20 protein-coding genes are annotated in these 21356 nt (G+C 71.5%); 5 read left to right on the top strand and 15 right to left on the bottom strand.

Annotated elements, in window-relative coordinates; all coding sequences use genetic code 11:
* Nucleotides 1–18: 18 nt before the first annotated feature.
* Entirely contained in the window at nucleotides 19–1170 is a 1152-nt protein-coding gene (locus tag ACF08W_RS13390) for a TDT family transporter (RefSeq protein ID WP_392279307.1), read from the top strand.
* Here ACF08W_RS13390 and ACF08W_RS13385 read toward each other — a convergent pair.
* The 4 genes from ACF08W_RS13385 to ACF08W_RS13370 form a co-directional block, all read right to left on the bottom strand.
* Nucleotides 1109–1813: a helical backbone metal receptor gene (locus ACF08W_RS13385; protein ID WP_392279306.1), complete on the bottom strand. Its 705-nt coding sequence runs from the start codon at nucleotides 1811–1813 to the stop codon at nucleotides 1109–1111. The genes ACF08W_RS13390 and ACF08W_RS13385 overlap by 62 nt on opposite strands.
* Nucleotides 1814–1824: 11 nt before the next feature.
* Complete coding sequence (locus ACF08W_RS13380; RefSeq protein ID WP_352277562.1) at nucleotides 1825–2370, bottom strand: XRE family transcriptional regulator; 546 nt, start codon at nucleotides 2368–2370, stop codon at nucleotides 1825–1827.
* A 171-nt stretch (nucleotides 2371–2541) separates the two neighbouring features.
* Complete coding sequence (locus tag ACF08W_RS13375) at nucleotides 2542–5178, bottom strand: ABC transporter permease/substrate binding protein (protein ID WP_392279305.1); 2637 nt, start codon at nucleotides 5176–5178, stop codon at nucleotides 2542–2544.
* Nucleotides 5171–6244 (bottom strand): glycine betaine/L-proline ABC transporter ATP-binding protein, encoded by a 1074-nt coding sequence (locus tag ACF08W_RS13370; protein ID WP_385210671.1) that lies wholly within the window; start codon nucleotides 6242–6244, stop codon nucleotides 5171–5173. Before ACF08W_RS13370 ends, ACF08W_RS13375 begins: the two co-directional genes overlap by 8 nt.
* A gap of 380 nt (nucleotides 6245–6624) precedes the next feature.
* Here ACF08W_RS13370 and ACF08W_RS13365 point away from each other — a divergent pair, with 380 nt between their 5' ends.
* Nucleotides 6625–7533 carry a 5'-3' exonuclease H3TH domain-containing protein gene (locus tag ACF08W_RS13365; RefSeq protein WP_392279367.1) on the top strand — a complete coding sequence of 303 codons (909 nt, stop codon included), beginning with the start codon at nucleotides 6625–6627 and terminating at the stop codon, nucleotides 7531–7533.
* Nucleotides 7534–7579: 46 nt separating this feature from the next.
* Nucleotides 7580–8422, top strand: coding sequence for a siderophore-interacting protein (locus ACF08W_RS13360; protein WP_392279304.1), 843 nt, complete (start codon nucleotides 7580–7582; stop codon nucleotides 8420–8422).
* 72 nt (nucleotides 8423–8494) lie between these two features.
* Here ACF08W_RS13360 and ACF08W_RS13355 read toward each other — a convergent pair whose 3' ends face one another.
* From ACF08W_RS13355 to ACF08W_RS13345, 3 genes are all read right to left on the bottom strand, one after another.
* On the bottom strand, nucleotides 8495–9274 hold the full coding sequence (locus ACF08W_RS13355; protein ID WP_392279303.1) for an ABC transporter permease: 780 nt from the start codon (nucleotides 9272–9274) through the stop codon (nucleotides 8495–8497).
* A complete protein-coding gene (locus ACF08W_RS13350; protein ID WP_392279302.1) occupies nucleotides 9271–10284 on the bottom strand; it encodes an ATP-binding cassette domain-containing protein in 1014 nt (337 codons plus the stop codon). Before ACF08W_RS13350 ends, ACF08W_RS13355 begins: the two co-directional genes overlap by 4 nt.
* 209 nt (nucleotides 10285–10493) lie before the next feature.
* Nucleotides 10494–11189 (bottom strand): PadR family transcriptional regulator, encoded by a 696-nt coding sequence (locus tag ACF08W_RS13345; RefSeq protein ID WP_385211100.1) that lies wholly within the window; start codon nucleotides 11187–11189, stop codon nucleotides 10494–10496.
* Nucleotides 11190–11323: 134 nt separating this feature from the next.
* Here ACF08W_RS13345 and ACF08W_RS13340 point away from each other — a divergent pair, with 134 nt between their 5' ends.
* Both ACF08W_RS13340 and ACF08W_RS13335 read left to right on the top strand, forming a co-directional pair.
* Nucleotides 11324–12733, top strand: coding sequence for a cryptochrome/photolyase family protein (locus tag ACF08W_RS13340; RefSeq protein ID WP_392279301.1), 1410 nt, complete (start codon nucleotides 11324–11326; stop codon nucleotides 12731–12733).
* An 84-nt stretch (nucleotides 12734–12817) separates the two neighbouring features.
* Nucleotides 12818–13261: an SPW repeat protein gene (locus tag ACF08W_RS13335; RefSeq protein ID WP_352277574.1), complete on the top strand. Its 444-nt coding sequence runs from the start codon at nucleotides 12818–12820 to the stop codon at nucleotides 13259–13261.
* Nucleotides 13262–13385: 124 nt separating this feature from the next.
* On the opposite strand, the gene ACF08W_RS13330 is transcribed toward ACF08W_RS13335, so the two are convergent.
* The 8 genes from ACF08W_RS13330 to ACF08W_RS13295 form a co-directional block, all read right to left on the bottom strand.
* Nucleotides 13386–16220 (bottom strand): DEAD/DEAH box helicase, encoded by a 2835-nt coding sequence (locus ACF08W_RS13330; RefSeq protein WP_392279300.1) that lies wholly within the window; start codon nucleotides 16218–16220, stop codon nucleotides 13386–13388.
* A gap of 44 nt (nucleotides 16221–16264) precedes the next feature.
* Nucleotides 16265–17173 carry a diacylglycerol kinase gene (locus ACF08W_RS13325; protein WP_392279299.1) on the bottom strand — a complete coding sequence of 303 codons (909 nt, stop codon included), beginning with the start codon at nucleotides 17171–17173 and terminating at the stop codon, nucleotides 16265–16267.
* 17 nt (nucleotides 17174–17190) lie between these two features.
* Entirely contained in the window at nucleotides 17191–18141 is a 951-nt protein-coding gene (tatC, locus tag ACF08W_RS13320) for a twin-arginine translocase subunit TatC (protein WP_392279298.1), read from the bottom strand.
* Nucleotides 18142–18206: 65 nt separating this feature from the next.
* A complete protein-coding gene (gene tatA, locus ACF08W_RS13315) occupies nucleotides 18207–18500 on the bottom strand; it encodes a Sec-independent protein translocase subunit TatA (protein ID WP_352277579.1) in 294 nt (97 codons plus the stop codon).
* A gap of 261 nt (nucleotides 18501–18761) precedes the next feature.
* Nucleotides 18762–18962 (bottom strand): hypothetical protein, encoded by a 201-nt coding sequence (locus ACF08W_RS13310; RefSeq protein WP_385210651.1) that lies wholly within the window; start codon nucleotides 18960–18962, stop codon nucleotides 18762–18764.
* Between the two features lie 62 nt (nucleotides 18963–19024).
* Nucleotides 19025–19294, bottom strand: a complete 270-nt coding sequence (locus tag ACF08W_RS13305; protein WP_352277582.1) for a hypothetical protein — start codon at nucleotides 19292–19294, stop codon at nucleotides 19025–19027.
* Between the two features lie 19 nt (nucleotides 19295–19313).
* Nucleotides 19314–20273 carry a WYL domain-containing protein gene (locus tag ACF08W_RS13300; protein WP_352277583.1) on the bottom strand — a complete coding sequence of 320 codons (960 nt, stop codon included), beginning with the start codon at nucleotides 20271–20273 and terminating at the stop codon, nucleotides 19314–19316.
* Nucleotides 20274–20291: 18 nt separating this feature from the next.
* Nucleotides 20292–21245: a WYL domain-containing protein gene (locus ACF08W_RS13295; RefSeq protein ID WP_352277585.1), complete on the bottom strand. Its 954-nt coding sequence runs from the start codon at nucleotides 21243–21245 to the stop codon at nucleotides 20292–20294.
* Nucleotides 21246–21356: the final 111 nt, after the last annotated feature.

Raw genomic sequence — 21356 nt, 5'->3', positions numbered from 1 at the left:
CGCCGGGAAAATCGTGGCATGGCCATCTTTCCGCAGACCTCGCACTCCCCCGCACCGGCTCCGGGCGCCGAACGGCTGCCTTCCCTGCGGCATCTCGGCCCCAACTGGTACGCGGCGGTCATGGGCACCTCGATCGTCGCCAGCGCGGGGGTCGCGCTGCCGGTGCACGTCGCGGGTCTGCGGGCCTTCTGCACGGTGGTGTGGGTGCTCGCGGCGGTCGCGCTCGCCGTGGTGCTGGCGGCCCGTGCCGGGCACTGGGCCGCCCACCGGGACCAGGCCCGCCGCCATCTGCTCGACCCCGCCGTCGCCCCGTTCTACGGCTGTCTGTCGATGGCGCTGCTGGCGGTCGGCGGCTCGACGATGGTGGTGGGACAAGACGTCATCGGGCACGGCGCGGCCGTCGCGGTGGACGTGGTGCTGTACACGGCGGGCACGCTGACCGGCCTGGCCGCCGCCGTCGCCGTTCCCTATCTGATGGTCGTGCGCCACCGGATCGAGCCGGGCACCGCGTCGCCGGTGTGGCTGCTGCCGCTGGTGGCCCCGATGGTCTCCGCGGCCCTGGGGCCGCTGCTGGTGCCGGAGCTGCCGGCCGGTCAGTGGCGGGAGGCGATGCTGCTGGCCTGCTACGCGATGTTCGGGCTGAGCCTGCTGGCCACGCTGGTGATGCTGCCGCTGATCTTCGCCCGGCTGGTCCACCAGGGACCGCTGCCGCTCGCGCTGACGCCCACGCTCTTCCTGGTCCTCGGCCCGCTCGGGCAGTCGACGACCGCGGTCAACCAGCTCGCCGACGTGGCACCGGGTGCGATCGGGGCCCCGTACGCCGGGGGGCTCGGGGTGTTCGGCGTGCTGTACGGGGTTCCGGTGATGGGTTTCGCGCTGCTGTGGCTGGCCCTGGCGGTCGCGCTGGTGGCACGGGCCGTCCGCAACGGGATGACCTTCGCCATGACGTGGTGGGGCTTCACCTTCCCGGTAGGTACGTGCGTCACGGGCGCGGCCGGTCTGGCCCGGCACACCGGGCTCACCGCGTTCACCTGGCTGGCCGTCGCGCTGTACGTGCTGCTGGTGACGGCGTGGGCGGTGGCCGGGGCGCGGACGCTGCGCGGGCTGTTCAGCGGAGTGCTGCTCGCAGCACCGCAGGCGCCCGCACCAGTGACGGTCCGTACCACGTGAGGTACCGCCCGTCGACGAGCGCGGCGGGCAGTCCGGGAAACGCCTCGGGCCCGTCGTCCGCGGTGAAGCGGTACGGCTCGTCGGGGAGCACCACCAGCCCGGCGCCCGCCGCGTTCAGCTCGTCGAGCGGGACGCGGGGGTAGCGCTCGGCGTGGCCCGCGTAGACGTTATCGACGCCGAGGCGGGCCAGCAGGTCCCCGGCGAAGGTGTCGCGGCCCAGGACTACCCAGGGGCGGCGCCAGACCGGGACGATCGCGCGGCGCGGTGCTCCGGGTCGGGGCAGGGCCGTCCAGGCCGCTTCGGCCTCGTCCAGCCAGCGCGGCCGGGGCAGGTCGCAGGCGGCCAGTACGCGGGCCAGCTCCGTGAACGCCTGGTCGAGGGTGCGGACCTCGGTCACCAGCACCTCCGTACCGGCGGACCGGAGCACGGCGAGGTCGTCCGCGCGGTTCTCCTCCTCGTTGGCGACGACCAGATCGGGCCGGAGCGCGAGCACCGCCGCGATGTCGGGGTTCTTCGTCCCGCCGATCCGGGCGGCGGCGGGATCCGCGGGGCGGGTGCACCAGTCCGTGACGCCGACGAGCAGGCCGGGGGCGGTGGTGGCGACGGCCTCGGTGAGCGAGGGGACCAGGGAGACGATCCGCACGGCGGCCCCCGTCAGCGGCGCGGGTCGAAGGTGGCGTCGATGTGCTCGGCGACGGCGACGACCAGCAGCCGGGTCTCCGGCACCGTGGCCCGCCAGCGGTGCCGGACCCCGCCGGACAGGAAGAGGGTGTCGCCCTCCTCCAGCCGGTACGCCTGCCCCTCGGCCTCCACCTCGGCGGCGCCCCGGACCACGTACATCACTTCGTCGTTGCGGTGCTGGAACTCGCGTCCGAGGTCGAGTTCGCCGGTGAACTCCAGGGCGCTGAGCTGGTGGCGGCCGCGCACCACCCGGCGCGCCCCGTCGCCCGCGGCGGCGCGTACGACGTCGACGGCGCGCGCGGAGTCGGCGGCGGCGCGCAGCCGGGCCGTGGTGGTCTCCAGGGCGCGGGCGACCCGTTCCAGGGACCGGGCGCTGGGCCGGGCCCGCTCGTTCTCGATCTGGCTGAGGAACGGCACGGAGAGGCCGCTGCGGTCGGCGACCACGGCCAGTGTGAGCCCCAGGGTCCTGCGTCTGCGGCGGACCGCGGCGCCCACGCGGAGTGCTTCCTTCTCGTCCATGTCCGGCTCCCTCCCGACTCGCCATCCTCCCGGGTGCCGGCGGTTTACGCACACGGTTGCGCAAGGTGGGCCGTCCGGCGGACGCCCCGGAGTCGGTAAATCCGGAAAAAGAGGGTGGGCACCGCCCGTGGCGGTGCCCACCCTCTTCCGTGCTGCGCTGCCGTACGGCGCCTACTGCGGAGCCATGGTGTCCACGATGCCCGGGTTCTTCTCCATCCAGGCCTTCACGGCCTCCTCCTCGTGGCCCGCGCCGCGCTTCTGGATCTGGTTCTCCAGTCCGGCGAGCTGGTCCTCGCTCAGCTTGAAGTCCTTGAACCACTTCGTGAGCCGCGGGTAGTGCTTCGGGAAGTCCTTGGAGGCGATGGTGTGCAGCCGGTCGCCGTCACCGAAGGCCTTCTCGGGATCCGCGAGCTTGGTCATGCCGTACTCGCTGTACGCCCAGTGCGGGGTCCAGAGCAGCACCGCGATGGGCTCCTTCTTGGCGTACGCGCGCTTCAGCTCGGCGAGCATCCCGGGCGTCGAGGAGTCGACGACCTTGTACTCCTTGTCCAGGCCGTAGGCCGGCAGGACGTTCTTCTTCAGGTTCTCCATCGTGGCGGTGCCGGGCTCGATGCCGACGATCCGGCCCTTGAACCGGTCGGCCTTGCCCTTGAGGTCCGCGAGGGTCTTCACGTCCTTCACGTAGGAGGGCACCGCGATCTCGATGGACGTCGGGCCGTACCAGGAGCCGAGGTCGCTCAGCTTCGATCCGTACTTCTCCCAGTAGTTCTTCTGGGTGTACGGCAGCCAGCCGTCGAACTGCACGTCGATCTGGCCGCGCGACATCGCGGTGTACATCGGACCGACCTCGAACTGCTTGAGGTTGATCTTGTAGCCGCGCTCCTCCAGGACCGCCTTCCACAGGTACGTGGCGGCGATGTCCTCCTCCCAGGGGAACCAGGCCATCTCGACGGCGCGGTCCCGCTCGTCCTTGCCGTTCGCGGCCTTGGCGGTACCGGCCTTGGCGACGGGGGTCCACTTGTCGGCGAGGCCGGGGTTGGCCTTCAGCCAGGTACGGACCGCCTCCTGCTCCTTGCCGGAGCCGGACTTCTGGATCTGCGCCTCGAGACCGGTGAGCTGCTCCTCGGTCATCGTGAAGTTCTTGAGCCAGCCGCCGACCTCGGGGTTGTCGGCGGTGAAGCCCTTGCGGGCCAGGGTGTGGATGCCGTCGCCCTTGCCCCAGAGGTTCTTGGGGTCCTTGAGCTTGGTCAGCTCGAAGTCGTTGTACGCCCAGTGCGGCGACCACAGCGGAACGACGATCGGTTCCTTCTTGGCGTACGCGCGCTTCAGCTCGGCGAGCATCGACGGGGTGGAGCCGTCGACGACCTTGTACTCCTTGTCCAGGCCGTAGCCCGGGAGGATCTTGTCCTTGAGCAGGCCCGACTCACCGGCGCTGGGCTCGATGCCGACGATCCGGTTCTTGAACCGCGCGCCCTTGCCCTTGAGGTCCTCCAGCGACGTGACGTCCTTCAGGTACGCCGGGACGGCCAGCTCCAGCGAGGTGGGGCCGTACCAGGAGCCCATGTCCTCCAGGCGGTCCTGGTACTTCTTCCAGTAGCTGGCGTGGGTGACCGGGAGCCAGGAGTCGGTCTCGAAGTCGATCTGGCCGTTGGCCATGCCGGTGTAGAGCGCGCCGGCCTCGTACTGCTTGACGTCGACCTCGAAGCCGCGCCGTTCCAGCATCTCCTTCCAGAGGAAGGTGGAGGCGATGCCCTCGTCCCACGGGATGTAGCCCATGCTGATCTTCTTGCCGGCGCCGATCTTCGCGTCGCCCGCGGTGTTCCCGGACGTGTCCTCACCGGAGGAGCCGAAGACGCCGAGCGCGCCCGCGACGAGCGCGAGGACCACGACGCCGGAGACGGCGACGACGGGCTGCGGGCGGTGGTTCCAGATCTTGGGGCCACCGGCCATGGCCTGCGCCTTGGCCACGGCGCGACGGGCCAGCGGGGAGACCTCGCGGCCGAGCGCGCTGGTCATCCGGTCCAGGTACATCGCCACGATGACGATGGAGACGCCCGCCTCGAAGCCGAGGCCGACGTCCACGTTGCCGATGGCGCGGTAGACGGCGCCGCCGAGGCCGCCGCCGCCGACCATGCCGGCGATGACCACCATGGACAGGCCGAGCATGATGACCTGGTTGATACCGGCCATGATCGTGGGCAGGGCGAGCGGCAGCTGGACCCGGAGCAGGGTGTTGCGCCGGGTGGTGCCGAACGCCTCGGCCGCCTCGACCAGCTCGGCGTCGACCTGGCGGATGCCCAGTTCGGTCATCCGGACGCCCGGGGGCAGCGAGAAGATGATGGTGGCGATGATGCCGGGCACGACGCCGACGCCGAAGAAGATCACGCCGGGGATCAGGTAGACCATGGCGGGCATGGTCTGCATGAAGTCCAGGACCGGCCGGGTGATCGCGCTGACCGTCTTGGACCGGGACGCCCAGATGCCCAGCGGTACGGAGAGCACCAGCGCGATGATGGTGGCGACCAGCACCAGGGTGACGGTGTCCATCGCCTCGTCCCACAGCTCGACGGAGTCGATGAGGGCGAAGCCGACGAAGGCGAGCAGACCGGCGAGCAGTCCGCGCAGCCACCAGGCGATGACCGCGACGATGCCGGCGAAGAGCAGGGGTGCGGGTGCGGAGAGTACGGCGGCTATGCCGTCGAACATGCCGCTGACGACGGAGCTGATCGCGTCGAAGAGCCAGGCCAGATGGGCCTGGAGCCAGTCGACGGCGGAGTCGACCCAGTCGCCGAGGTGGAGCCTAAACACTGGCCACCTTCTTCGTGACGACGGCGTCGGCCGCGACGTTCTCCGGGGCCTCGGCGGGGGTCATCGGCTCGCCGAGGACGGCGAGCAGGCGGGCGCGCGGGACGACTCCGACCAGCTCGCCCTCGTCGTCGGTGACCGCGACGGCGACCCCGCTCCGCGAGCAGGGCGTGAAGAGTTCGATGATCGGCGTGGACTCGCCGACGGTGGCCGGGGCGGCCGCGATCACGTCGGCGGCGGTGCGCAGCTCCTTGCCGTCGTCGGTGCCGGTGCCCAGGACGGTGTGCGGCTCGGCCATGATGGCGCCCGCGGTCAGCACCCGGGTCCGGTCGACGTCCTGGGTGAAGGACGCGACGTAGTCGTTGGCCGGGGTGACCAGGATGTCCTCGGCGGTGCCGAGCTGGACGATCCGCCCGTCGCGCATGACGGCGATGCGGTCGCCGAGGCGCATGGCCTCGTTGAGGTCGTGGGTGATGAAGACGATGGTCTTCTTCAGCCGCTTCTGCAGTTCGAGGAGCTGGTCCTGCATGTCGCGGCGGATCAGCGGGTCGAGCGCGCTGAAGGACTCGTCCATCAGCAGCAGGTCGGCGTCGGTGGCCAGGGCGCGGGCCAGGCCGACACGCTGCTGCATGCCGCCGGACAGCTCGTCGGGCCAGGACTTCTCCCAGCCGGCGAGACCGGTCAGCTCCAGCGCCTCGGCGGCGCGCTTCTCCCGCTCGGCACGCGGTACGCCCTGGACCTCCAGGCCGTACGCGGCGTTCTCCAGGACACTGCGGTGCGGGAACAGCGCGAAGTGCTGGAAGACCATGCTGATCTTGGAGGAGCGGACGTGGCGCAGCTCGGCGGGGCTCAGGGCGGTCAGGTCCTGGCCGTCGAACAGCACGCGTCCGGCCGTGGGGTCCAGAAGTCCGTTGAGCATGCGCAGCAACGTGGACTTGCCGGACCCGGACAGGCCCATGACGACGAAGATCTGTCCGGGCTCCACGGTGAACGAGGCGTCGATCACCGCTGCGGTCGTTCCGTCGGCGCGCAGCTCGTCGCGGTCGGCGCCGCTCTCGAGTTTCTGCACGGCTTGATCGGGTCGTCTGCCGAACACTTTGTACAAGCGCTCGGCTTGCAGCCTGGACACATACACCTCGCGGGTCGAACCGAAAAACGGTCTGCCACCCCCTCCGGCAGACCGTGGAGCGGCGCGGATTCGGTCCGCATGGCACGTGCACTGGTTGAAACCGGTACGTGTTCCGCTCCGGCTGCGCGCCTGCCCGCACTTACACGGAGCAAACAAAAGAGTGACCCAGGTCACACCCGAATGGGGGATGGACACCACCCGTACACCGGGTGTCACTTCCGGAACGGACGGCGGGTCGCGGGGCTCCGCGGGCGGTTCCCCCACGCGCGAGGGCCGCTGTCGTAGGTGTACGGCATCATCGGGATGTGACGCGACGCCTGATGCTCCTCGACACCGCCTCCCTCTACTACCGCGCCTACTTCGGCGTCCCCGACTCGGTGCGCGCGCCGGACGGGACGCCGGTCAACGCCGTGCGCGGGCTGTTGGACTTCATCGCCCGCCTGGTCCAGGACCACCGCCCGGACGCCCTGGTGGCCTGCATGGACGCGGACTGGCGGCCGCACTGGCGGGTCGAGCTGATCCCCACGTACAAGGCGCACCGGGTCGCGGTGGAGACCGCTGAGGGCCTGCCCGACGAGGAGGAGACCCCGGACACGCTGGCCCCGCAGGTCCCGGTCATCGAGGACGTGCTGGACGCGCTCGGCATCGCCCGGGTCGGCGTCGCGGGTTACGAGGCGGACGACGTGATCGGCACGCTCACCCGGCGCGCCACCGGCCCGGTGGACATCGTCACCGGCGACCGCGACCTCTACCAGCTGGTCGACGACGCGCGCGGGGTGCGGGTGCTGTACCCGATCAAGGGCGTCGGCTCGCTCCAGCTGACGGACGAGGCGTGGCTGCGGGAGAAGTACGGGGTGGACGGCGCCGGCTACGCCGACCTGGCCCTGCTGCGCGGCGACCCGAGCGACGGGCTGCCGGGCGTCCCGGGCATCGGCGAGAAGACGGCGGCGAAGCTGCTGGACGCCTTCGGCGACCTGGCCGGGATCATGGCCGCCGTCGACGATCCGGCGGCCCGGCTGACGCCCTCGCAGCGCAGGCGGCTCGACGAGGCGCGGGCGTACGTGGCGGTCGCCCCCGAGGTGGTGCGGGTCGCCGGCGACGCACCGCTGCCGGAGTTCGACCCGGCGCTGCCGTCCGCCCCGCGCGATCCCGCCGCCCTCGACGCCCTGGCGAAGCGGTGGGGGCTGGGCGGATCCCTCCAGCGCCTGCTCTCCACACTGCCGGACTGAGGTGCTAGCTTAGGTAAGCCTAAGCAATCGGATCAGGGAGAACCTCGTGGCAGAACGACCGGCGCGGCAGGCACCCACGGCACGGGGGGCCGAGGTGGTGCGCACCGAGCGGATCACGCCGCACATGGTGCGCGTGGTCCTCGGCGGTGAGGGCCTCGCCGATTTCACCCTCTCCGGGTGCACCGACCACTACGTCAAGCTCTGCTTCGCCCCCGAGGGCGCCGACTACGCGCACCCCTTCGACATGGCCCGCATCCGCGAGGAGCAGCCGCGCGAGCTGTGGCCCACGACCCGTACGTACACGGTGCGGTCCTGGGACCCGGTCGCCCGCGAACTGGCCATCGACTTCGTGGTCCACGGCGACGAGGGGCTCGCCGGGCCCTGGGCGATGCGGGCGGTCCCCGGCGAGCGGGTGACGTTCCTGGGGCCGGGCGGGGGCTACGGCCCGGACGCCTCGGCCGACTGGCACCTCCTGGTGGGCGACGAGAGCGCACTGCCGGCCATCGCTGCGAGCCTGGAGCAGATGCCGGCGGGTGCGGTGGTGCACGCGTTCGTCGAGGTGTCGGACGCGACGGAGGAGCAGAAGATCGTGACGCGGGACGGCGTCGGGGTGACCTGGCTGCACCGCGGCGCGCGCCCGGTCGGCGAGGCGCTGGTCGACGCGGTGCGGGGGCTGGAGTTCCCGGCGGGCGAGGTACAGGCGTTCGTCCACGGCGAGGCGGGCTTCGTCAAGGAGCTCCGCCGCCATCTGCGGCTGGACCGCGGCATCCCGCTCTCCCGGCTGTCCATCTCCGGCTACTGGCGCCTCGGCCAGAACGACGACGCCTGGCGCGCCGTCAAGCGGGAGTGGAACGCCCAGGTGGAGCGCGAGCAGGAGCAGGCCGCGTAGGAACGGGTACGGGGCCCGGTGCGCCGGGCCCGCGCGGCCGTCGCGGTGCCGCGCACCGCGACGGCCGCGTGATCACACGGACTTCTGGTACGCGCGGAACGTCCTGGTCGACAGCCCGACCGCCACCACCGCGAGGACCAGCAGCCCTCCCCCGCGACCGAGCACCACACTCCAGTCCGGCTCGGCGCTCAGCGCCGAACGGCCCGCCACCATCGCCCAGTTGACCGGGTTGAAGTCGGCGACATGCCGCATCCAGGACAGCATCCGGTCCGGCGCCATGAAGGAGGAGGAGAGGAAGGTCAGCGGCAGCAGCAGGAAGGTGTTGATGCCGATGATCGACTCACGCTCGCGGACCAGCATGCCCAGGGCGTTGGAGAGCGCTCCGAAGACCGTACCGAGCAGCATCGAGGCGACGACCAGCACCAGCAGCCCCACCGCGCCGCCCGGGAAGGCGGCCCCGGCCAACCGGCCGAGCAGCGCGATGAGGAGGGACTGCACGGCGGTGCCGAGGGCGTTCTGCACGACGTTGGCGTTCATCAGCGCGTTGCGGCTGACCGGGGTCGTGAGGAAGCGGTTGAGCGTGCCCCGTTCGATCTCCTCCAGGGTGCCCATGCCGGCCCACATGCTCGACCCCAGCGCGCTCATCACCACGATGCCCGGGACCAGGTAGTCCAGATAGGACGTGGTGCCGAAGCCGCCCAGTTCGACGACCTCGCGGAAGAGGTTGCCGAAGAGGAACAGCCAGATCACCGGCTGGATCAGGGAGATGGCGAGGAAGACCGGCTGCCGGATCACCGCCATGAGCTGGCGCTGCGTCATGTACCAGGTCTGGACGAGGGTCCCCGTGCTCATCGGGCGCCTCCGGCGGCGGCGAGGCCGGGGGTGTGCCGGTCCCCGGCGGCCTCGGCCTCGGCGAAGCGGCGTCCGGCGTACCGCAGATAGACGTCGTCCAGGGAGGGGCGGGCCACGGTGGCGGAGGCGACCGTTGCGCCCGCCGCCTCCAGGGCGGTGAGCAGGCCGGGGACGGCCGCGGCGCCGTCCTCGGCCCGCACGCTCACCCGGCGGCCTTCGACCAGTACGTCGTGCACGGCGGGCAGCCGCCGGAGCGTGGCGGTGAGCGTCGCGGTGTCGCCGTCGGCGCGCAGCTCCAGATGGACGGCGTCGCCCCGGAGTTCGCCCTTGAGCGCGTCGGGGGTGCCCTCGACGACGATCCGGCCCCGGTCGACGATCGCGATCCGTTCGGCGAGCCGGTCGGCCTCCTCCAGGTAGTGGGTGGTGAGGACGATGGTCAGTCCCTCGTCACCGGCCAGCCGGGCGATCTCGTCCCACATCGCCGTACGGGCCTCCGGGTCGAGCCCGGTGGTGGGTTCGTCGAGGAAGAGCACCTCGGGGCGGTGGACCAGGCCGAGCGCCACGTCCAGCCGCCGCTGCATCCCGCCCGAGTACCCCTTGACCTGGCGGCTCCCCGCGTCGGCGAGGTCGAAGCGGGCCAGCAGCTCATCGGCGCGGTGGCGTACGTCCGTACCGCGCATGCCGTACAGCCTGCCCTGGAGCAGGAGGTTCTCCCGGCCGGTGGCGACCGGGTCGGCGCCGGACTTCTGGGCGACGACCCCGATGGCGCGCCGGACCCGGTCGGGGTGGCGCAGCACGTCGTGCCCGGCGACGGTGGCGGTGCCGGAGTCGGGGCGGGCCAGGGTGGTGAGGATCTTGACGGTGGTGGACTTTCCGGCGCCGTTGGGGCCGAGCAGTCCGAAGACGGCGCCGGACTCGATGGTGAGGTCCATCCCGCCCAGGGCGGTGACATCGCCCGGGTAGGTCTTGACCAGGTCTCGCGCCACGACTGCGGGCGCACGGGTGCTCACGGCAGAGCTCTCCTGTTGATCGGCGGGGTGCTCGGGGGTCACCGAGCACACGGGCATCCCGAGCCGATCCGCGTGAAGAGCGCCGGGCTATCCTTGGTGTGCCGCACCTCGATGGCCCGGTCCGCCTCCACGGCACGACCGGTTCGGGGTTCGAGGCCCCGGTCGGTCGCTGCTGCAACAGCTCCCCACCGGGGCCTTTCCTGTGACTGCTACTTCTTCTCCGGGTCCTCCCCCAAAGTCCTCCCCGGCTCCTTGCCCGGATCGGGAACGCTCTCCTGTTCGTCGAGGTCCTGCCAGTCGGACGGGATCTCACCGGTCTCGTGGAAGGACTTCCACTCCTCGATTCCGCTGACGGTCCCGGCGACGAGCTCGTCACGGAAGGCACTGATCCACTCCAACTGCGCTTCCCGCATGCGCAGTTGGTACTCGGTCTCGATGACGAAGATGCGGGGCAGCCGCTCGCCCAACTGACCGAGGACGCCCTTCAGGGCCGCCACCCCGGCCGCCAGCGCCGCCGCCCGGGTCTCCAGCAGCTCCACCACTTTCCCCGGCGGCAGCACCGGCAGCAGCGACAGGGCCGTCTCGATGACCGGGTACTCCTCGGCGGGTACGGCGATCAGATCGGAGAGCCAGTCCAGCATCTCCGCGCGCCCGGCGTCCGTGATGCCGTAGAGGGTGCGCTCGGGGCGGTTGCCCTGCCGCTGGACCTCGGCCACCGCCACGTACCCGTGCTTCTCCAGGTTCTGGACGACGGTGTAGAGCGAGCCGAAGTTGATCTTGACGCTGTGCTGCTTGCCGCGCCGCCGCAGCGTCTGGGCGATCTCGTACGGATGCATGGAGCGCTCGGCGAGCAGCACCATGACCGTCAGCGCGAGGGGGTTGCCGAGCTTGCGCCGCTTGGCCATCAGCCCCGCCCCCATAATCGTCGACGAATACTCGTGGGCGAACATATCTCGTTCACCCTTACGCGTCAACCACGATGTATCGCGAACTCCACAACCCATGGAAGGATCGTGCCTTCTCGGGCAAAGGACACCGCATGACCGTCTCCGTCGCACTGTTCACCGCCGATCTGCGCCTGCACGACAATCCGGTGCTGCACGCCGCCCTCCATGAAGCGGACACCGTCGTCCCCCTGTTCGTCCGCGACCGGGCCATCCACCGGACCGGCTTCGACGCGCCGAACCGGCGGGCGTTCCTCGCCGACTGCCTCGCCGATCTCGACGCCGGGCTGCGGCGGAGGGGCGGCCGGCTCGTCGTCCGCGAGGGCGAGGTGGCGGCCGCCGCCCGCGCCGTGGTCGTGGCCACCGGTGCGCGGAGCCTGCACGTCGCCGCCGGGGTGAGCGGCTACGCGGCCCATCGCGAGCACCGGCTGCGCGCCGCCCTGGCGGAGACCGGCTGCACCCTGCACGTCCACGACGCGGTGGTCACCGCGCTCGCCCCGGGCGGGGTCGTCCCGACGGGCCGCGACCACTACGCGGTGTTCACGCCGTACTTCCGCCGCTGGCAGGAGGCCGGGGTGCGGGGCCCCCTGCCCGCCCCGCGTGCGGTGCGGCTGCCGGACGGGGTGGCGTCGGACCCGCTGCCGGAGCGGGCGGCGGTCCCCGGCACCTCCCCCGGGCTCGCCGAGGGCGGCGAGTCGGCCGGCCGCGGGCTGCTGTCGTCCTGGCTGAGCGGCCCGCTGGCCGACTACGCGACCGGCCACGACGACCTGGCCGGCGACGCGACCTCCCGGCTCTCCCCGTACTTCCACTTCGGCTGCCTCTCGGCGGCCGAGGCGGTCGACCGGGCGCGGCAGCGGGGCGGGGCGGGCGCCGACGCGTTCGTACGGCAGCTCGCCTGGCGGGACTTCCACCACCAGGTGCTCGCCGCCCGGCCGGACGCCGCACGGGACGACTACCGCCCCCGGCACGACCGCTGGCGGTCCGACGAGGACGAGATCACGGCCTGGCGCACCGGGCGCACCGGCTACCCGGTGGTCGACGCCGCGATGCGGCAACTGGCGCACGAGGGCTGGATGCACAACCGGGGCCGGATGCTCGCGGCCTCCTTCCTCACCAAGACGCTGTACGTGGACTGGCGGGTGGGCGCCCGGCACTTCCTGGACCTGCTGGTCGACGGCGACCTGGCGAACAACCAGCTCAACTGGCAGTGGATGGCGGGCACCGGCACCGACACCCGCCCCAACCGGATCCTGAACCCGGTGACCCAGGGCAGGCGCCTCGACCCGCGCGGGGGCTACGTACGCCGCTGGGTTCCGGAGCTCGCGGAGCTGGCGGACAGCGAGATCCACGAGCCGTGGAAGCTGACCGGCCCTCGCCGGGAAGCGCTCGGTTACCCGGCCCCGCTCGTCGGCCTGACGGAGGCACGGGCCCGCTTCGAGCACGCACGCGGCCTGGACCGGCCCGCGGTTCCCGCCGATTCCGGCGACCCCGAAAGCTACACATAAGGGAGATGTAAGAGCAAAATGGTGCTAGGGCCGCATATCGCAGGGATACGGCGGCCCCGTCAGCGGAGGGAAGGAGACGACCCCATGTCGAACCTCTCGCACACCGGCCATGACATGGCCACCCACCCCGACGTCCCCGAGATGCGCGACCGTTATGCCCGCATGCTCGGCGGCCGGGACGTGGCCCTGGTGGACGCGCCGGTGTTCCTGGTCGGCCTGTACTGCGCCCTCTCGCCGTGGGTGCTGCACTTCACGACGACCCAGTCCGCCCTCGCCACCCACAACCTGATCATGGGTATCGCGATCGCCGCGCTCGGCCTCGGGTTCACCGTCATGCCGGAGCGCATGTACGGCCTGAGCTGGGCCATCTGCGTCATGGGCGCCTGGACCATCCTCGCCACCTGGATCGTCGGCAGCAGCCCCGGCATCGGCATCGTCCTCAGCAACGTCATCGTCGGCGGCCTGACCGTGCTGCTCGGATTGGCCTGTGTCGGCGTGGCCCTGAAGAGCGGGAAGCACCCGGGCTGAGGAGGCGGCCGCGGGGAAGCACCACGCATCACGGAAAGCGCCGGAAGCGGCCGGGCAAAGGAGCCGCCCGCGCGGCACAGGGATCCCCGGGCCCCGAGGGGCCCGGGGATCCCTGTGCCGGGACTCAGCCCACCGAGCTGTACGCCACGACTCCCCGGAGCACCGCGTCCACCGCCTTGTGGGCGCTCCGCGACACGGAGCTCCCTTCCTTGGGAGCGGCGGCCGCGATCTGCCCCAGTACGTCGATCACCTGCTTGCACCACCGCACGAAGTCCCCGGCCGGCATGTCCGCCTCGCCCAGCACCTCGTCCAGCGTCCGCCCCGACGCCCACATGTAGACCGCCCAGGCGAAGCCGAGGTCGGGCTCTCGCTGGCCGACGCCCTCCGCCTGGTTGATCTTGAATTCCTCCTCCAGGGCGTCGAGCCGGCCCCAGATCCGGACCATCTCGCCCATCGCCGTCTTCGCGGGCCCGGCGGGCAGCTTGGGCGCCACCGCGTCGTCGGCCTGCCGGGCCTCGTAGACGAGCGCCGAGACGCACGCCGCGAGTTCGGCCGGGTTCAGCCCCTCCCAGACGCCCGCCCGCAGGCATTCGCTCGCCAGCAGGTCCAGCTCGCCGTAGAGGCGGGCCAGCCTGCGTCCGTGCTCGGTGACCTCGTTGCCGCGCAGGTAGTCGAGCTCGGTCAGCAGGGCGACGATCCGGTCGAAGGTGCGGGCGATGGTGTTGGTCCGCCCCTCGATCCGCCGCTCCAGCTGCCGGGTGTCGCGCTTCAGACGGTGGTAGCGCTCGGCCCAGCGGGCGTGGTCCTCGCGCTCGTCGCATCCGTGGCAGGGGTGGGCGCGCAGCTCGGCGCGGTAACGGGCGATCTCCCGGTCGTCGGCGGCCGGGGACCGTCCCTTGCGGTGCCGGTCGGGCACGATGTGTCCGGCCTTGGTGCGCAGCGCGGAGGCCAGGTCGCGGCGCGACTGCGGGGAGCGCGGGTTGAACGACTTCGGCACCCGCATCCGCTCCAGCGCCTCCACCGGCACCGGGAAGTCGATCGGGGCGAGCCGCTTGACCTGGCGCTCGGCCGTGAGCACCAGGGGCCGCGGCCCGTCGTGGTACTCCATGCCGCGGTGGCCGTGCGCGTTGGCCCGGCCGGCGGGCAGCCCGGGGTCGAGGACCAGCGCGAGCCCGGCGAACTTGCCGGTGGGCACATGGATGACGTCGCCGGGCTTCAGCTTCTCCAGCGACGCGGCGGCGGCGGCCCGACGCTGGGACGCGCCCTGCTTGGCCAGCTCGGTCTCCCGGTCCTTGAGCTCGCGGCGCAGCCGCGCGTACTCCTCGAAGTCGCCGAGGTGGCAGGTCATGCCCTCCCGGTAGCCCTCCAGGCCCTCCTCGTTCTTCTGCACCTGGCGGGATATGCCGACCACCGAGCGGTCGGCCTGGAACTGCGCGAAGGAGGTCTCCAGCAGTTCCCGCGAGCGGTGCCGGCCGAACTGGTGCACCAGGTTCACGGCCATGTTGTAGGACGGCCGGAAGCTGGAGCGCAGCGGGTAGGTGCGGGTGCCGGCGAGCCCGGCCAGCGCGCCCGGGTCCATGCCACGCTGCCAGAGCACCACGGCGTGGCCCTCGACGTCGATGCCGCGCCGCCCGGCCCGTCCGGTGAGCTGGGTGTACTCGCCCGGGGTGATGTCGGCGTGCTGCTCGCCGTTCCACTTGACGAGCTTCTCCAGCACGACCGAGCGCGCGGGCATGTTGATCCCGAGGGCGAGGGTCTCGGTGGCGAAGACCGCCTTGACGAGCCCGCGGACGAACAGCTCCTCGACGACCTCCTTGAAGGTCGGCAGCATGCCCGCGTGGTGGGCGGCGATGCCCCGTTCCAGCCCTTCGAGCCACTCGTAGTAGCCCAGGACGTGGAGGTCCTCGCCGGGGATGGTGGCGGTCCGCTCCTCGACGATCTCCCGGACCAGGCGCCGCTTGTCCTCGTCGTTGAGCCGCAGCCCGGCGTGCAGGCACTGCTGCACGGCGGCCTCGCAGCCGGCCCGGCTGAAGATGAACGTGATGGCGGGGAGCAGCCCCTCGGCGTCCAGCCGGTCGATGACCTCGGGCCGGGACGGGGTCCAGATCCGGCTGCGCTGGCGGCGCTCGCGCTCCCGGTCGGCCTCGCGGACCATCTTGCCGCGGCGGCGCTCGCGCGGGTTGTAACCGCGCTGGTTCTCCATCCGGGCGAGGCGGAGCAGGTCGGGGTTGACCTCGCGGCGGCCGACCCCGCGGCCGCCGTGGTCGGTCTCCTCCTCGAAGAGGTCGTACATCCGGCGGCCCGCCAGCACATGCTGCCAGAGCGGCACGGGGCGGTGCTCGGAGACGATGACCTGGGTGTCACCGCGGACGGTGTCCAGCCAGTCGCCGAACTCCTCGGCGTTGGAGACGGTCGCCGACAGCGACACCAGCGTCACGGAGTCCGGGAGGTGGATGATCACTTCCTCCCAGACCGCGCCGCGGAACCGGTCGGAGAGGTAATGCACCTCGTCCATCACCACGTAGCCCAGGCCCCGCAGCGCCTGCGAGCCCGCGTACAGCATGTTCCGCAGCACCTCGGTGGTCATGACGACCACCGGGGCATCGGCGTTGACGCTGTTGTCGCCGGTCAGCAGGCCGACCTTCTCCGCTCCGTACCGCTTGACCAGATCGGCGAACTTCTGGTTGGAGAGGGCCTTGATCGGCGTGGTGTAGAAGCACTTGCGGCCCTGCTCCAGGGCGAGGTGCACGGCGAATTCGCCGACGATCGTCTTGCCCGAGCCGGTCGGGGCCGCGACGAGCACCCCCTTGTCCGCCTCCAGGGCCTCGCAGGCCTCGATCTGGTACGGGTCCAGATCGAATTCGTACAGCTCGCGGAAGGGCGCGAGTGCGGTGGCCAGCTCGGCTGCACGGGTCCGAGAAGCCTGGTATCGCTCAGCGGGTGAGAGGTCCTCTGTCATCTTGCTTACGAGCCTACCCGGCGCCTCCGACAGTGACGCGATCTTTAAACGACGGGGGCCCGCCCCGGTGCGAGCACCCGCACTGCGCCGGGGACGCAGGTCGCGGTCAGCGGCAGCGCCCCGAGCGGTTCACCGTCCGCGTACGCGGTGACACCCGCCGCGGCCAGCTCGATCGAGGAGACCCGGTGCACGGTGACCTTGGGGTGGTCGAGGTGCGTCCCCTTGTAGACGCGGGGGAAGACCTTGAGCAGGGTGGCGCGGCTGCAGTCGCCGACCACGGTCACGTCGAAGAGCCCGTCGTCCATGACGGCCTCCGCGCAGATCCGCATGCCGCCGCCGTACGTCGTCCCGTTGCCGACGGCGATGAGCGTGGCCTCGATCTCCCGGACCGGTCCGCCGTCCAGCCGGACCCGGTACGGAATGGGCTTGAACGCGGCGAGTTCGGCGACGATCGCGAGGTCGTACTTGAACCGGCCGCCGATCCACCGCATCCGGTTCCCCCGGTCGTTGACCCGGGAGTCGAAGCCGGAGGCGAGCACCGAGCCGAACCACCGCTCGCCGACCCGGCCCAGGTCGATCTCCCGTACCGTCCCGCCCTTCAGCGCCTCGGCGGCCAGCCGTCCGGCGGCGGCCGGTTCCCGGATCGGCAGCCCGAGCGCGCGGGCGAAGTCGTTGCCGGTGCCGACGGCGACCACCCCGAGCGGGGTCGTCGTCCCGGCGACCGCCTGGAGGGCGAGGGACATCATGCCGTCCCCGCCCACGGTTATCAGCGCCCCGGTCCCGCCCGCGACGGCCTCACGGGCCCGCCGCAGCGCGTCGTCGGCGTCCACCCCGAGCACGGTCCGTACGGAGAATCCTGCGTCCCGCAAGGCGGAAGCGGCCGGCTGCGCGGCGTGCGCGCCCCGGCCGCTTCCCGCGGTGGGATTGACGAAGAGGGTGATCTCGCTGGTCACCCGGGGACCCTACAAGGTCAGGTGATGTCGTCGTAACCGTCGAGGCGGTCACGGTCCGAGTTCGACTGCGAGGGCAGCGACCTCCTGGTCGAGACGGACTCGACCTCACCGATGTCCTCGGGGGTGAGATCCAGCTCCGAGGCCTCGTCGTCGTCGGGTCCGGACGCGGCGATCCGTGCCTTGCGGCGGTCGTTGAGGAGCGAGACGAGCGTGGCGGCGAAGTACAGCACCCAGATCGGTCCGGCGAGCAGCAGCATGCTCACCGGGTCGGTGCTGGGGGTGGCCACCGCCGCGAAGACGGTGATGCCCATGATCATGCCCCGCCACCAGCCGAGCATCCGCTTGCCGGTGAGGATCCCGCCGACGTTCAGCATCACGAGCAGCAGCGGCAGTTCGAAGGCGAGCCCGAAGACCACGACCATGCGGGTGATCAGGTCGAGCAGCTCGTCCAGCGGCAGCTGGTTGTCAAGATCGGCCGGGGAGAACTCCAGCAGCACCCGCGCCATCGTGGGCAGCGTCTTGTACGCGAAGAAGCCGCCCGCGAGGAAGAGCGGGAACCCGGCGCCCACGAAGGAGAGCGAGTACTTCTTCTCGTGCTTGTGGAGGCCCGGGGCGACGAAGGCCCAGAGCTGGTAGAGCCAGACCGGCGACGAGAGGACGACACCGGCCATCAGGGAGACCTTGAGGGCGAGGGTGAACGGCGTGAGGAGACCGTTGAGCACGATCCGTGCGCAGGTGGCGTCGCTCTTCTTGGCGAGCTCGGCGAAGCTGTGTTCGCAACCGACCGACTTCAGCACCGGATTGGTGAAGAACTCGATGATGTCCTTGTAGAAGAACGCGGCGACGATCGTGACGATGACGATCCCGAGCAGGCCCTTGGCCAAGCGGTTACGCAGCTCACGCAGGTGCTCCACCAAGGGCATGCGGCCCTCTGGGTCCGTCTCCTGCTTGCGGGCAGACTTGAGCAACCCACGTCCTCATCTCGTGCGGCAGGCCGTTGCCGGTCGGCGTGCCTGCGTCGGCCCGTTACTTGTCAGCGCTTGGTCGAGTCGGTCGGCTCCCCGACCGGACGCGAGCTGGTCACGTCGCCGGGCGCGGCCTTGATGGTGCGCGGGGCTGCCTGGTCCTGGGCGGCGTCGTTGGCGGCCGGCTCGGCCGGCGTCGCCGAGGGAGCGCTCTCGGACTTCATGGCCTTGGCCTCGCTCTTGAGGATGCGGGCCGACTTGCCGAGCGAGCGAGCCATGTCAGGAAGCTTCTTCGCGCCGAACAGCAGAACAATGACGACGAGGATCAGGATGATCTCGGGAGCGCCGAGCCTTCCGAACATATGCGTGTACCTTCTCACCGAGGCAGCAGGGGTGGGGCGGGTGGAACCTCGGACAAGGCGTCCGATCTTCTTACCGTCAGCGATCGTATCCCGCAGGAGTAAACGCAGGGCAATACCCATGCATCCGTGCGATTACGGCCCATGCCTCGCTCTCAGGGCCGCCGTGAGCAGCGTACCCTCCGAATCCGTGAAACAGGAGGCCGTGCCCGGTCGGATCGATCGGCGCAGCTCACAGCCGGTTCCCTGGATGCGGGAGAAGTGCTACGGGCGCAGCGCCTCTCCGTTCCCGGCGAGGTCGGTCGCCGCCCGTTCCAGGTCCTCCGCGGCCTGGTTGATGCGCTGGGTGGTACGCGTCACCTGACGCCCGAGCCGCTGGGCCTCGACGAAGACCCGGACGGCCAGCACGCCGAGCACGGCGATCCCGAGAAAGCCCAGGGCAACGGCGAGCATCGGCCAGAACATGCGGAGAGCCTCGATGGTGTCTAGGGGGTGTCTGATACCTAGGGGGTGTCGGACGGAGTGCTTCAGGAGCCGGTGTGCAGGCGCAGGGTCCGCACACCGCCGCGGCTGAGCAGTTCGACTATCCGCTCCCCCGCGGGCTTGCGGACCGCCGCACCGCACCGGGGGCAGGTGAAGGAGTAGAACGTCGTCCGGCGGCTGGCCCCCACGGCCAGGCGGAGGGCCGCCGCGGCCAGTTCGAAGCACTCGCGGCAGTCCGGGCAGGCGGCCCTGAACCGTACGGACTCGGGTACCACCACGGTCGGTACGCCCGACACCACAGACATCCGGCTCATCCCTTCCCTCGGTTTCCGCTCAGACCGTGCCGTCGTCGTATCCGGCGAGCGCCGCGCGGGCCGCGTCGCGCGCGCTGCGGGCCAGCTCCGGCGGGGAGGTGATGCGACCCTCGCCGCCCAGCCGCAGCGCGAGCCTGCGCAACGAGGCGGGGTCGGGGGTGCGCAACGCGATCCGCAGCCCGCCGTCGGGCAGCTCCTCCGCGCTGTCGTGCGGGTAGTACTCGGCGACCCAGCGTCCGCCGGGGCCGACCTCGACGATGACCTCGGGGTCCTCCGCGGCCGGCTGGACGAGCCCCGCGGACAGGTCGCGCAGCTCCAGCTCGGGCGGTGCGGCGGGCTCGTCGAGCAGCCGGATCGCGGCGACCCGGTCGAGCCGGAAGGTGCGCCGGTCCTCCGAGGAGCGGCACCATGCCTCCATGTAGGTGTGGCCCACGGCGAACAGCCGGATCGGGTCCACCTCGCGCTCGGTCAGCTCGTCACGCGCGGGCGAGTAGTAGCGCAGCCAGAGCCGGCGCCGCTCGGAGATCGCCCGGTCGACCTCGGCGAAGACGCCGCCCTCGGACTCGAAGGTGACCGAGAGCCGCGAACTGGCCGCCCCCGTCTCGCCGGCCGCGGTCTCCAGCTTCGCGGTGGCCCTCAGCAGTGCCTGGCGGTCGCTCTCGCGCAGGCCCGGCAGCGTGGCCACCGCACGGGCGGCGACCAGGAGCGCGGTCGCCTCGTCGGCGGCGAGCCGCAGCGGCTCGGCGACGTCGTCCGGGTTGTGCCACCAGATCCGGTCACCGTCGGTGTCGATGTCCAGCAGGTCGCCGCCGCGGAAGCTGGTGCCGCACATGGGCAGCACGTCGAGGTCGGAGATCAGCTCGTCCTCGGTGATCCCGAAGGCGCGGGCGACGTCCTGGACGTGGGCGCCGGGGCGCTCCCGGAGGTAGGTCACCAGGGAGAGCATCCGGCGGGTCTGGTCGATCGCGTTCGTGGCCATGGGTGGTGCTCTTCTCCCTCAGTCCTTGGCCACGGCGCGCAGCCGGTCCACCACATCGGCCCGCAGGTCGGCGGGTTCCTGTACGACGACGTCCGGACCGAACTCGACGAGCCAGGCGTCCAGGCCGTGTCCGTACGGAATCTCCAACTCGTCCCACCCGTTCCCGAGTTCCCGGACCGTCACGGCGCGCGAGCGCAGCGGGTATCCGGCGCCGGTGCGCAGCCGGATCCGCGCGGTCCTGGTGGCCGTCTCCCCGGCCCAGCTCTCGACGGTCTCGCGGACGGTGACGACGTCGGGCACCTCGGCGGTGAAGGCCCCGGCCCGGGAGCGGACCCGGCCGGTGATGCGGGAGAGGCGGAAGACACGCTCGGCGCGCCGGTCCCGGTCCCAGCCGGCCAGGTACCAGTGGCCGCGCCAGCACTCCAGCGTCCACGGCTCGACCTGGCGCTGTTCGGGGATGGCGGCGTTGCCCTTGCGGTAGTCGAAGGTGACCGGGCGGCGGTCACGGCAGGCCAGCATCAGGGGTTCGAACGCCGCCTCGTGGACGGGAATGCGCGGTTCGAGGGCGCTGTGCACCTCGTAGGCGTCCTCGGTCTCCGGCATGCCCGCGGCCCGCAGCTTCTGGAGGGCCCCGCTGGCCGCGCCGGCCAGCCGGGCCTGCTGCCAGACCTTGGCGGCCAGCCCGAGCGCGGCGGCCTCCTCGGCGTCCAGGGTGATCGGGGGCAGCCGGTTGCTGTCGCGGCGGGCGAGGTAGCCGGTCTCGCCGTCCAGGTTCTCCACGGTCTCGATGACCAGGCCGAGCTCGCGCAGATCGTCCTTGTCGCGCTCGAACATCCTGTTGAAGGCGTCGTCGGAGCCCGCTTCGAGATAGGCCTCGATGGAACCGCGCAGCTCGCGCTTGCTGAGCGGGCGGCGGGTCCCCAGGAGACACAGCGCCAGGTTCATCAGCCGCTCGGCCTTGGCAATCGCCATCGACGCCCCTTCTGTTTCGCTCTACGACGGTCGACCGTACCGCCCCGCGCTGCCGGGACAAAAGCGAGGGCCCGTGCCTGCCGGCACGGGCCCTCGTTCCGCACGGAGGCG

The organism is Streptomyces sp. NPDC015144 (assembly GCF_043079735.1).
Lineage (GTDB): Bacteria > Actinomycetota > Actinomycetes > Streptomycetales > Streptomycetaceae > Streptomyces.
Note: the sequence above shows the minus strand (reverse complement) of the source record. Positions and strands in the feature narration are given on the sequence as shown.